Here is a 12,074-nt window from a genome sequence, read left to right as displayed (position 1 = left end):
TAAACACCGCTAGCGCTCTTTTTGCAGGATGCGCTGCAGCAAAGGATGCTGCACCTTTTTTTCATTGCCGATAGCAAAAAAACACTCCTCCACCGCATGGCAGCTTGCAATGCGTTCGACACCCAGGCTATGTATCAACGCCTCGTGCACGCGCTCAGGTGCAGGAAACACCCCCATCCCGCCGGCGGCAAAGGTATTAAGCAAGGCGCTGTCCTCAAACTCGCCCACGATGCAGGGCTTGACCCCCTCGCGCTCGAACCATAAATCAAGCCGGGTACGCACGGCACTGTGGGTGCTGGGCAGCAACACCGGCACCCGCGCCAGCGAATGCGGAAAATCCACGCGTGCTTCGGCAGCCAAGGAAGGCATGCCATACCAAGCCAGCGCAGAGCTTGCCAAAGCATGGCTATACACCCTGATATTGGGGTTGCCTGGTGCAGGCCGGTCTGCCAGCACCAAATCCAGCCGGTGCAAGGCCAGATCGGCCAATAAGTCATCAAACTCGCCCTCATGACAAGACAGACGCAGACCCGGCACACCCATGACCGGCTGCAATAGCCGGTGCACCATCAGTTTGGACAAGCCATCCGATGTTCCGATGGATAAGCGCAACACCGGCGCACTCACCGCATCGCGCACCCGCGCCGGCAACTGTTCGCCCAGCTGAAAAATCAGATCCGCCTGCTGCAATGCAGCCACTCCGGCCTCGGTCAATACCAGCGTACGCCCGGATGGCTTGAGCAACTCCACTCCCAGACTGCGCTCCAGCTCCCGCACCTGTGTGCTCACGGTCTGCACGGCCATCCCCAGGCGCTCGGCAGCACGGGAGATCCCCCCTTCTTTGCCCACCACCCAGAAATAGTAGAGATGGCGATAGCTGAAATCCAGACTCATATTCAGTTTTTCCAGAACATTATGTTCTTTATTGTCTGCTTTTTTATGTTTTAGTTACACCCTATATTCCGCCTGTCCACACACTTTGTGCCGGACCCAAAGCCAAATGATCAAGGAAGCCCGAGCATGCGTACCTACCCGCAAAACAGCCCGCAGTCTGCCGCCCGCATCATCATTCTGGCCATGCTTGCAGACGGCCACCTGTCGCAGTCCGAACTGGACATCCTGGAAGAATGCGATGCCTATCGCCAACTGGGGCTAAGCCGGAATGATCTACATACGCTGCTGCATACATTTTGCGAGGATTTGCTGACCGGTCTGCCATGGGTGGATGCAAGCCACTTTAAGCCCGAGGCCTTGCAACACTGGCTGGAAGAAGTCAACGATACCGAGTTACGCAAAAAAGTCTTGCAGCTTTGCGCACGGGTCATAGAAGCCGACCGCCACATTGCCGATGCCGAGTGCGAAGTTCTGGTCAGCCTGCTGCAACAATGGGGTCTGTGCTGCACCAAACGCCCTGCCAAGGCACAAGTCATATGAGCGCACTCCTTATTATCTCGGTTTTACTCGGCATGTCGCTCTGGCTAGCGGCTTGGCGTGAAAGTCAGGATAAAAACAGGCGCGATGCCCGTCTATTAGGTGTACTTGGCGCAACGAGCACGCTGACCGCTGGCATCGCCTATCTGGGCTAATCATAAAAAACGACAAGCACACGATGAAACAACAGGGATACCTATGAAAATCATGATCGCAGCTAAATTTCTGCTGCGTTACGCGCCCATGCTCGCTTCCTTGCTGCCTCGCGTCACCAGCATATCGCGCGGAAGCTGGATCAAGCTGGGGCTGGGGCTACTCGCGGCGGCAGTCGCAAGCGGCATCGTCGCCGTGCTGCTGTTTGTCTGGCTGCTACAACTGCTGCTTGATCTGTTTGCCAACAGCAGCCTATGGCAAACGCTGGCCAGCCTGCTGTAAGAACCTGTTCACGATCTGCCGCGCATCGGCGATACGGCGTTAAAAACAGCTTCGAAATGCTCATGTACCACCTGTACATTCCGCTTTCTCAGCCGTTTTCGCCTTGTCTCGCCCTCGCTCGCGAGAGCGTGAACACGCTCTTAGACAAGCCTTAACGCATCAGCAGAAACTCGACCAGCGCATTCTTGAATACAAAGCCTGCAACACCGGTACCCAGCGCCAGAAACAGGACAAAGGTGCCGAATTTGCCGGCTTTGGATTTCTTGCCCAGATCCCAAATAATGAAGCCCATAAACAGGATGAGTCCGCCCAGAAAAATCACCATGGAAATATTGGTGAACTGCTCTTCAGTCAAATGAGAAAAATCCATTACGCCAACCATCAGAAGAAAATTTGATCCCAATCATAACCGATCCCGTCAAACTATGAGTGGGCTCAGTCAGCCAGTAAGCCCGCCTTAGCCATACTTTCACGCAAAGCCTGCATTCTGGCGCGGTTCACGCCCAGATCGCTATAACCCAGACGCGAAGCCGAACGCAATGCCAGCCATTGGCTATTGGCCGGACGATAAAGCTCGACATCATCGACAAAACCCAGCCAGGCACTACGGCTTTCGGCATGCAGATAGCCCTCTTCCTGTTTAACGATGCGGGTGCGCGGCAAGCTGCCGACTACATCCACAATCTGTGGCCATGGCAAATCGGCGCGCCGCAATTCCAGCGCCGCGATCGCATGTTGCACATCGCTGGCCGGCGCCTGGCTGGATACGCAGTTAGGTGAAGCCGGGCAAGGCGCAAGCCGGCCGTCTTTGACCCCGAGATGAGCGGGGGGCGTACCGGCACAAGCCCCCAGACCCAAGGTCGCCAACACAAGCCATAATTTGCCGTACATCACGTGCTCCAGTAAAAAACGGCCCCTCGCAAGGGGCCGCCGTCAGTTTTCCAGTTTCAAGACTCAGGCCGATACGCCATCGGCGACATCCTGATAATCCTTGATCTGGTTGAAGTTCAGATACTTGTACACCTCGGCGCTGCTGGCGTTCAAGATACCGACATTGGACAGATACTCTTCCACCGTCGGAATCTTGCCCAGCTTGGAGCATACCGCAGCCAGTTCGGCCGAGCCCAGGAAAACATTGGTGTTTTTGCCCAGACGGTTCGGGAAGTTGCGGGTCGAAGTGGACATCACGGTCGCGCCCTCGCGTACCTGCGCCTGGTTACCCATGCACAAGGAACAGCCCGGCATTTCCATGCGTGCGCCGGCACGACCCAGTACGCCGTAGTGGCCTTCTTCGGTCAACTGCTTGGCATCCATCTTGGTCGGCGGGGCGACCCACAGTTTTACCGGGATATCCTGCTTGCCTTCCAGCAGCTTGGAAGCGGCGCGGAAGTGGCCGATATTGGTCATGCACGAACCGATAAATACCTCATCGATCTGGGTGCCGGCCACTTCGGACATAAACTTCACATCGTCCGGATCGTTCGGGCAAGCCACGATAGGCTCTTTGATATCGGCCAGATCGATTTCGATCACGGCGGCGTACTCGGCATCCTCGTCACGCTTCAGGAGTTCGCCATTGGCCACCCACTCTTCCATCGCCTGAATACGGCGCTCCAGCGTGCGCGCATCCTGATAGCCTTCGGCGATCATCCACTTCATCAGCGTGATATTGGACTGCATGTACTCGGCGATCGGTGCCTTGTCCAGTGCAATGGCGCAAGCAGCGGCCGAACGCTCGGCAGCGGCGTCGGACAACTCGAACGCCTGCTCGACCTTCAGATTAGGCAGGCCTTCGATTTCGAGGATACGGCCGGAGAACACATTCTTCTTGCCGGCTTTGGCGACCGTCAACAAGCCTTGCTTGATCGCGTACAGCGGGATCGCACCAACCAGATCACGCAAGGTCACGCCAGGCTGCAACTCGCCCTTGAAGCGTACCAGTACCGATTCCGGCATATCCAGCGGCATCACGCCGGTCGCGGCAGCAAAGGCGACCAGACCGGAGCCGGCCGGGAAGGAAATACCGATCGGGAAGCGGGTGTGGCTGTCGCCACCGGTGCCGACGGTGTCCGGCAACAGCAGACGGTTGAGCCAAGAGTGAATCACGCCATCGCCCGGACGCAGCGATACGCCGCCACGGGTGCTGATAAAGGCTGGCAGCTCTTTATGCATGCGCACATCGACCGGCTTTGGATACGCTGCGGTATGGCAGAAAGACTGCATCACCAGATCGGCAGAGAAGCCCAGGCAAGCCAGGTCCTTCAGCTCGTCACGGGTCATCGGGCCGGTGGTGTCTTGCGAGCCGACGGTCGTCATCTTGGGCTCGCAGTAGGTGCCCGGGCGCACGCCCTGCCCTTCGGCCAGACCGCAAGCACGACCCACCATCTTCTGTGCCAGGCTAAAGCCCTTGTTCGAACCGGCCGGATCTTTCGGCAGGCGGAACTCAGTCGATACCGGCAGACCCAGCGCTTCACGCGCTTTGGCGGTCAGGCCGCGGCCGATAATCAGGTTAATACGGCCGCCGGCACGCACTTCATCCAGCAAGACCTGGCTCTTGAGCGCGAATTCGGCGATGAGCGCGCCGTCTTTCTCGATCTTGCCGTCGTACGGGTAGATATCGATTACATCGCCCATTTCCAGCTTGGAAACGTCAACTTCAATCGGCAGCGAGCCGGAGTCTTCCTGAGTATTAAAGAAGATAGGGGCAATTTTCCCGCCCAGCGTCACGCCGCCGAAGCGCTTGTTCGGTACAAACGGAATGTCCTGGCCCGTCGCCCACACCACCGAGTTGGTGGCGGATTTGCGCGAAGAACCGGTGCCGACCACGTCGCCCACATAAGCAACCAGATGGCCTTTTTGCTTCAGGTCTTCGATAAACTGCATCGGACCGCGCTTGCCGTCTTCTTCCGGCTTGAACGCCGCGTCCGGACGGGTATTTTTCAGCATCGCCAGATAGTGCATCGGGATGTCGGGACGGGTGGTCGCGTCCGGTGCCGGCGACAAGTCGTCGGTATTGGTTTCGCCCGGCACCTTGAATACGGTTACCGTGATTTTTTGTGCGACTTCAGGGCGCGAAGTGAACCACTCGGCGTCGGCCCAGCTTTGCAGCACAGCCTTGGCGTAGGCATTGCCGGCGTCGGCCTTGACCTTCACGTCGTGGAAATAATCGAACACCAGCAGGGTTTTCTTCAGACCGGCTGCCGCAACTTCGGCCACGGCCTCATCGTCCAGCAGGTCAATCAAAGGCTTGACGTTATAGCCGCCAAGCATGGTGCCCAGCAGTTCGGTTGCCATCGCGCGCGACAGCAAAGGCGATACGACCGACCCTTCGGCGACGGCGGCGAGGAAGGAGGCCTTGACCTTGGCCGCATCATCCACACCAGGCGGTACACGATGGGTAATCAGTTCAACCAGAAAATCTTCTTCGCCTGCAGGCGGGGCTTTCAGCAGCTCGACCAGTTCTTCAACCTGGGAGGCGGAAAGTGCGAGGGGCGGAATACCCAGCGCGGCGCGCTCGGCAACGTGCTGACGGTAGGCTACGAGCATGGCTTCTGACCTTTTTGCTTGATTGTAATTTGCAGATAATGCTGGCACACGGGGCGTCCAGCCTCCGGCGCACGGGCAAAACCCATTACACCGAGATGGCGTTAGCGTACGCGCTATGCCTCACAGATACAAAGGATTATTCGCCACACTGTTTGTGAGATAAAATCACAACATGAATACCTACCCGCCTTTGAACGCACTGCGTATTTTCGAGGCGGCAGCAAGGCTGGAGAGCTTTTCTGCCGCTGCCGAAGAGTTGTTTGTCACGCACGGTGCTGTGAGCAAGCAGATCAAGCAACTGGAAGCCTGGCTGGGCGTCGCGCTATTTACGCGCAGCGGCGGCCGGGTGCGCCTAAGCGATGCCGGCTGGCGCTACCTGATTCAGGTACAGGACGGCCTGGACCTGATCGCCAACGCGACCAGCCAACTGATGCAGGCCGACCGCTTGCGCCGCCTGACCATTAACGCCACGCCGACTTTTGCCATGTACTGGCTACTCCCCAGACTCAAGCGCTTTCGTGCCGCCTGCCCCGATATCGAACTGCATCTGGTGAACTCTGACCGCGACATCAGCCGGCTGGATACCCCGTTCGATATCGCCATCCGCCGCGGCCCCGGCGACTGGCCCGGCCATATTGCCAAGCCTTTCCTGGACGAGTGGGAGTTACCGCTGTGCCACCCCGAACTGCTGGGCAAGCATGCCATACACAGCCCGGCCGATCTGGCGCGCCACACCCTGTTGTATGCCGACACCCGACCGACCGCATGGCAGCGCTGGCTCACGCTCGCCGGTGTGCCCGAGCTTAAAGCGGCGCATACCTTGCACTTCGACCGCTTCTCCTTCGCCTTGCAAGCCGCCGCCGAAGGATTAGGCATTGTGCTTGGGCCGCGACCGATGGCCGAGCGACTCATTGCGCAAGGCACGCTGATTGCCCCGCTTAAAGGCCCAGCCGTACCGGTACGCGGCTACTGCTGGGTCGCCCCGCGCGCCGCCATCAGCGACATGGCCATCAACGCCTTCTGCCAGTGGCTGGAGCAGGAGGCGCAAGCGCCAAGCCCCTGATCTTTGGCGCAGCATGGGCATCGGCGCTCTAGACTTGAGCCATAGCGTTCAGATCACCCGCCCCAGGAGCCTGCCATGCGCCACCCTTACGCCGCGACCCGCCACACCCTAGCCCTGAGTGACGGGCGTGTGCTTGACTATTTCAGCCTGCCCTCGCTGGAGGCGACCGGCATCGGGCCGGTGTCTACCCTGCCGGTTTCCATCCGCATCGTACTGGAGTCGGTGCTGCGCCACTGCGACGGCTTGAAAGTCACACCGGAACATGTCAGGGCGCTGGCCAACTGGCAACCCAGGGCCGAGCGCCACGGCGAGATTCCGTTTACCGTGGCGCGCGTTATTTTGCAGGACTTTACCGGTGTGCCACTCTTGGCAGATCTGGCCGCCATGCGTAGCGTCGCCAGTGACATGAAGCTTGATCCCAAGCGCATTGAGCCCTTGGTGCCGGTCGATCTGGTGGTGGACCATTCGGTGATGGTGGACGAGTTCGCCAGCCCCCAGGCGCTCAGACACAATATGGAGCACGAGTTTGCCCGCAACCGCGAGCGCTACCAGTTTATGAAATGGGGCATGCAGGCCTTCGATACCTTCCAGGTCGTGCCGCCGGGCATAGGCATCGTGCATCAGCTTAATCTAGAGTATCTGTTTCACGGCTTGCGCGAGCAGGATGGCGTGGTCTTTCCCGACACCTTGGTCGGCACAGATAGCCATACCACCATGATTAACGGCGTCGGTGTCGTCGGCTGGGGGGTGGGCGGAATAGAAGCCGAAGCGGCCATGCTGGGACAGCCGGTCTATTTACTGACACCCGACGTGGTCGGCGTCGAGCTGGATGGGCAGTTAGCCGAAGGCATAAGCGCCACCGATCTGGTGCTCACCCTGACCCAGATGCTGCGTAGTGAAAAAGTCGTCGGCTGCTTTGTCGAGTTTTTTGGCGCGGGCAGCGCCAGCTTGTCGGTTGCCGATCGCGCCACCATCGCCAATATGGCGCCAGAGTACGGCGCCACCATGGGCTTCTTTCCGGTAGACGACAATACGCTGGCCTATATGCGCGGCACCGGCCGCAGCGAGGCCGACATTCTGGCTTTCGCCGGCTACTTCAAGGCACAAGGGCTATTCGGCATGCCCAAGCCCGGCGATATTGCCTACAGCCGCACCCTGCGACTGGATCTGGCAAGCATCACCCCCAGCCTTGCCGGCCCCAAACGCCCGCAAGACCGTATCGGCCTTGAGGCGATGAAAGACAATTTCACCCGCTTGTTTTCCATGCCGGCAGCGGAAAACGGCTTTAACAAAGCGCCGGCCGATCTTGCCAAACGCTACCCGCTGTCACATCAGGGAAGCGGACAAAGTGCCGACAGCAGTCAGCGCCTGCAAGACAAAAGCCTGGCACGCGATGTCGTGGAAATGGTCGACAACCGTCCGACTCCGGACCACACCCCTTACGCAAACGGATCAGGCGATCTGGGGCATGGCGACATCCTGATTGCCGCCATTACCAGCTGCACCAATACCTCCAACCCCGGGGTTATGCTGGCCGCCGGGCTGTTGGCGCAAAAAGCGGTGGCCAAGGGCCTGCAGGTCAACCCGCGCATCAAGACCAGCCTGGCCCCCGGCTCGCGCGTGGTGACCGCCTATCTGGAAGCAGCCGGCCTGCTGGCTCCGCTAGCCAAACTGGGCTTTGCGCTGGCGGCCTATGGCTGCACCACCTGCATAGGCAATGCCGGGGACCTTGCTCCCGAGCTCAACAACACCATTACCCGGCATGATCTGGTATGCGCGGCGGTACTGTCCGGCAACCGCAACTTCGAAGCACGAATCCACCCCAACTTGCGCGCCAACTATCTGGCCTCGCCGCCGCTGGTGGTCGCCTTCGCCATCGCCGGGCGCATCGATATCGACCTCACGCGCGACCCTCTGGGCACAGGCAAGGACGGCCAGCCGGTTCACCTCAGGGATATCTGGCCGGGCTCCAGCGAAATCGCTGCGCTGATGGCCACGGCCTTTGATCCGGCCACCTTCCGCCGGCTATATGCCGACTTTACCCGCGACCACGATTTATGGAATGAAATCAGCGCGCCACAAGGCGAAACCTACCCCTGGCCTAGCAGCAGCTATATTGCCCGCCCGCCTTTTTTCGACGGTTTTTCCATGCAGGAAAAACCCGTAACCGACATTCGGGGCGCCCGCGCCCTGCTGCTGTTGGGCGACTCGGTCACCACCGACCATATCTCGCCGGCCGGTTCTTTCGGCGAGAACACGCCCGCCGGACAGTACTTGTCGTCTCTGGGGCTTAAGCGTGCCGACTTCAATAGCTACGGCAGCCGGCGCGGCAATCATGAAGTGATGTTGCGCGGCACTTTCGCCAATGTACGCATCAAAAACATGATGCTGCCGGCTAAAGACGACGGCAGCCGGATCGAGGGTGGCTACACCTTGCTCGATGGCGTGCAAACCAGCGTCTACCAGGCGGCCATGGTCTGGCAACAACGCGGCATCGCGACCTTGGTGTTTGCCGGCGAAGAATACGGCACCGGCTCCAGCCGCGACTGGGCGGCCAAGGGCAGCCAGCTTCTGGGGATACGCGCCGTCATCGCCCGCAGCTTCGAGCGCATACACCGCAGCAACCTGGTCGGCATGGGCGTGCTGCCTTTACAGTTCATGGGCAGCGATAGCTGGCAAAGCCTGGGCATACAGGGGAACGAAATCTTTACCATCGAGGGCATTGCCCAAGGCCTTGCGCCGCAGCAGCTACTCAGCCTGAGCATGACCCGGCCAGACGGCAGCAGTGTCCAAATTCCGTTACGCTGCCGCATCGACACGCCGATTGAAGTGGATTACTACCGCGCAGGCGGCATTCTGCCCTTTGTGCTTAGAGGCTTGCTGAGCAACTAAAGCAGGTGCCGCGCCCGGACACCCGGCGCGCGGCACTGCAAGACAGCCATCATCCCGCACGGGTATAATTCCGCGCAAAGCCAACCTGTCATCGTTAAAACACCCGAGGTTTTCATGAGCCGCACCTCCCTTTCCCGCTTCCTGATCGAACAACAACGCAAGGCCGGCACTCTGCCGCCGGATCTGCGCCACCTGATAGAAACCGTCGCCCGTGCCTGCAAGGCAATCTCGCACTCGGTGGGCAAGGGCGAACTGGCCGGCATTCTGGGCGAAGCCGGCACCGGCAATGTGCAGGGCGAGGCGCAGAAAAAGCTGGATGTGATCGCCAATGATGTATTGCTGGAAGCCAATGAATGGGGCGGCAATCTGGCGGCGATGGCCTCCGAAGAGATGGAGCTGCCGTACTCGATTCCGGACGGCCTGCCGCGCGGACGCTACCTGATGCTGTTTGATCCGCTGGATGGCTCATCCAATATCGACGTCAATATTTCGGTTGGCACCATTTTTTCGGTGCTCGAATGCGATGAGTCGGTCAGCGGCCACCCGACCGAGGCCGATTTCCTGCAGCCGGGCACGCGTCAGGTTGCCGCCGGCTACACCGTCTACGGCCCGCAGACCATGCTGGTGCTGACCTTTGGCAACGGCGTCTACGGCTTCACTCTGGATCGGGAGAACGGCAGCTTCGTACTGACCCATTCCGAGATGAAAATCCCGCAGGCAACCGGCGAGTTCGCCATCAATATGTCGAATATGCGCCACTGGGAAGCGCCGGTGCAGCGCTATGTGGGCGAACTCTTGGCGGGCAAGACCGGCCCCTTGGCCAAGGATTACAATATGCGCTGGGTTGCGTCCATGGTGGCCGAAGTGCACCGCATTCTGGTGCGCGGCGGCGTGTTTATGTATCCGAAAGATGCACGCGATCCGGCCAAGCCGGGCAAGCTGCGCCTGATGTACGAAGGCAACCCGATGGCCTTTATCGTCGAGCAGGCCGGCGGCATGGCCACCAACGGCCATCAGCGCATTCTGGACATCCAGCCGGCCGCCCTGCATGAACGCGTCGCGGTCTTCCTGGGTTCGAAAGAAGAAGTCGAACGCGTGACCGCGTATCACAACTAAGCCCGCCCAGACAAAAGCCCCGTACGCCTGACAGCGTACGGGGCTTTATTGTTTCAGCGCTCAAGCTTAGCCGCGCTTGAGTTTGGCGTTAGCCGCGATACGCATCCGCAGTGCATTCAGACGAATGAAACCGGCTGCATCGGCGTGATTGTAAGCGCCGCCGTCCTCATCAAAAGTCGCGATATTCGGGTCGAACAGGGAGTCGGTCTTGGACTCGCGCCCAACCACCATCACATTACCCTTGTACAGCTTCAGGCGCACCCAGCCGTTTACCGTCGCTTGCGAGGCATCGATCATGGTTTGCATCATGGCGCGCTCCGGACTCCACCAGTAGCCGGTGTAAATCAGCTTGGCGTACTTGGGCATCAACTCATCCTTCAGATGCGCCACTTCACGGTCCAGCGTGATCGATTCGATGGCGCGGTGCGCCTTGAGCATGATGGTGCCGCCCGGCGTTTCGTAGCAGCCGCGCGACTTCATGCCGACATAACGGTTTTCGACAATGTCCAGACGGCCGATACCGTGCTTGCCGCCGATCTGGTTAAGCTGGGTCAGCACTTGGGCCGGGCTCATGGCAACACCGTTAATCGCGACGATATCGCCGTTCTGGTATTCAAGCTCCAGATATTCGGCCTGATCCGGAGCGCTTTCCGGCGAATTGGACCACAGCCACATCTCTTCTTCCGGCTCGGCCGCCGGGTTTTCCAGCGCCAGACCTTCGTAGGAGATATGCAGCAGGTTGGCATCCATCGAGTAAGGACTGGCGCCGCTCTTGCGCTTGCTGATATCGATGCCGTGGGTTTCGGCATAGGCCAGCAGTTTTTCACGCGAGAGCAGATCCCATTCGCGCCATGGTGCGATCACATGGATATTGGGCTGCAGCGCGTAATAGCCCAGCTCGAAACGCACCTGATCATTGCCCTTGCCGGTGGCGCCATGGCTGACCGAATCGGCCCCCACTGCACGCGCAATTTCGATCTGGCGCTTGGCGATCAGCGGACGGGCAATCGAGGTGCCCAGCAGATACTCGCCCTCATAGACGGTATTGGCGCGGAACATCGGGAAGACAAAATCGCGGACGAATTCTTCGCGCAAATCATCGATATAGATGTTTTCCGGCTTGATCCCCAGCGCGATCGCCTTCTGCCGCGCCGGCTCCACTTCCTCGCCCTGACCGATGTCGGCGGTAAAGGTGACGACTTCACACTGATAGGTGTCCTGCAGCCACTTCAGGATAACGGAAGTATCCAGACCGCCGGAGTAAGCGAGTACCACTTTTTTGATGCTGTTCATTGTCTTTATCTTTCAGAAATCTTGGCTGTTTGCGCCGTCATGCGGCAGGCAAACAAAACCCGGTTGGGTGAAGCTATTCCTTGCATCCCGGCCAGCGCATGGGCAACTCACCGGTCACGCAAGAGGTCAGGCCGAATTTTTGCCGAATACCATGGGCGCACCCTGACCCGGCAGCGGACGATAGAGTTCGCCCGCGATGCTTCGTCGTCGCAGTAGCCCGACCCGTTCGCAGGCATCAAGGCCGGCGGCAGATAAAGGGACACTGGATTTCAGGTACTGCCATGGTTCTTTCATCAGA

The 12,074-nt window shown here is 59.4% G+C and carries 12 protein-coding genes; 6 read left to right on the top strand and 6 right to left on the bottom strand.

Annotated features, from left to right (window positions below; translation table 11 throughout):
• Positions 1-9: 9 nt before the first annotated feature.
• Entirely contained in the window at positions 10-894 is an 885-nt protein-coding gene (locus M3P88_RS05845; protein ID WP_249615103.1) for a LysR family transcriptional regulator, read from the bottom strand.
• A 126-nt stretch (positions 895-1,020) separates the two neighbouring features.
• Between M3P88_RS05845 and M3P88_RS05840 the strand changes: the two genes are divergently transcribed.
• From M3P88_RS05840 to M3P88_RS05830, 3 genes are read left to right on the top strand one after another with little or no spacing between them, the layout of a single operon-like run.
• A complete protein-coding gene (locus tag M3P88_RS05840) occupies positions 1,021-1,434 on the top strand; it encodes a tellurite resistance TerB family protein (RefSeq protein WP_249615102.1) in 414 nt (137 codons plus the stop codon).
• Complete coding sequence (locus tag M3P88_RS05835) at positions 1,431-1,586, top strand: hypothetical protein (RefSeq protein ID WP_249615101.1); 156 nt, start codon at positions 1,431-1,433, stop codon at positions 1,584-1,586. Before M3P88_RS05840 ends, M3P88_RS05835 begins: the two co-directional genes overlap by 4 nt.
• 43 nt (positions 1,587-1,629) lie before the next feature.
• Positions 1,630-1,866, top strand: coding sequence for a hypothetical protein (locus tag M3P88_RS05830; protein WP_249615100.1), 237 nt, complete (start codon positions 1,630-1,632; stop codon positions 1,864-1,866).
• Positions 1,867-2,017: 151 nt separating this feature from the next.
• Here the strand turns inward: M3P88_RS05830 and M3P88_RS05825 are convergent, their stop codons facing one another.
• The 3 genes from M3P88_RS05825 to acnB form a co-directional block, all read right to left on the bottom strand.
• Positions 2,018-2,236, bottom strand: a complete 219-nt coding sequence (locus M3P88_RS05825; RefSeq protein ID WP_502798943.1) for a DUF2788 domain-containing protein — start codon at positions 2,234-2,236, stop codon at positions 2,018-2,020.
• A 65-nt stretch (positions 2,237-2,301) separates the two neighbouring features.
• Positions 2,302-2,757, bottom strand: a complete 456-nt coding sequence (locus M3P88_RS05820; RefSeq protein ID WP_249615099.1) for a DUF1499 domain-containing protein — start codon at positions 2,755-2,757, stop codon at positions 2,302-2,304.
• A 63-nt stretch (positions 2,758-2,820) separates the two neighbouring features.
• Positions 2,821-5,412, bottom strand: coding sequence for a bifunctional aconitate hydratase 2/2-methylisocitrate dehydratase (gene acnB, locus M3P88_RS05815; protein WP_249615098.1), 2,592 nt, complete (start codon positions 5,410-5,412; stop codon positions 2,821-2,823).
• Positions 5,413-5,584: 172 nt separating this feature from the next.
• Here acnB and gcvA point away from each other — a divergent pair, with 172 nt between their 5' ends.
• From gcvA to M3P88_RS05800, 3 genes are all read left to right on the top strand, one after another.
• The gene (gene gcvA / locus M3P88_RS05810) at positions 5,585-6,475 is read left to right on the top strand and encodes a transcriptional regulator GcvA (protein WP_249615097.1); all 891 of its coding nucleotides are present in this window, start codon (positions 5,585-5,587) and stop codon (positions 6,473-6,475) included.
• A 75-nt stretch (positions 6,476-6,550) separates the two neighbouring features.
• Positions 6,551-9,367 (top strand): aconitate hydratase AcnA, encoded by a 2,817-nt coding sequence (acnA, locus tag M3P88_RS05805; protein ID WP_249615096.1) that lies wholly within the window; start codon positions 6,551-6,553, stop codon positions 9,365-9,367.
• Between the two features lie 114 nt (positions 9,368-9,481).
• A complete protein-coding gene (locus tag M3P88_RS05800) occupies positions 9,482-10,483 on the top strand; it encodes a class 1 fructose-bisphosphatase (protein ID WP_249615095.1) in 1,002 nt (333 codons plus the stop codon).
• A 66-nt stretch (positions 10,484-10,549) separates the two neighbouring features.
• On the opposite strand, the gene M3P88_RS05795 is transcribed toward M3P88_RS05800, so the two are convergent.
• Positions 10,550-11,776 carry an argininosuccinate synthase gene (locus M3P88_RS05795; protein WP_249615094.1) on the bottom strand — a complete coding sequence of 409 codons (1,227 nt, stop codon included), beginning with the start codon at positions 11,774-11,776 and terminating at the stop codon, positions 10,550-10,552.
• Positions 11,777-11,902: 126 nt separating this feature from the next.
• Complete coding sequence (locus M3P88_RS05790) at positions 11,903-12,070, bottom strand: hypothetical protein (RefSeq protein ID WP_249615093.1); 168 nt, start codon at positions 12,068-12,070, stop codon at positions 11,903-11,905.
• Between the last annotated feature and the right edge of the window lie 4 nt (positions 12,071-12,074).

Origin of the sequence: Craterilacuibacter sp. RT1T (genome assembly GCF_023502145.1) — a bacterium.
GTDB lineage: Bacteria > Pseudomonadota > Gammaproteobacteria > Burkholderiales > Chromobacteriaceae > Craterilacuibacter.
The sequence above is the reverse complement of the archived record's forward strand: the minus strand, read 5'-3'. Positions and strand labels throughout refer to the sequence as shown.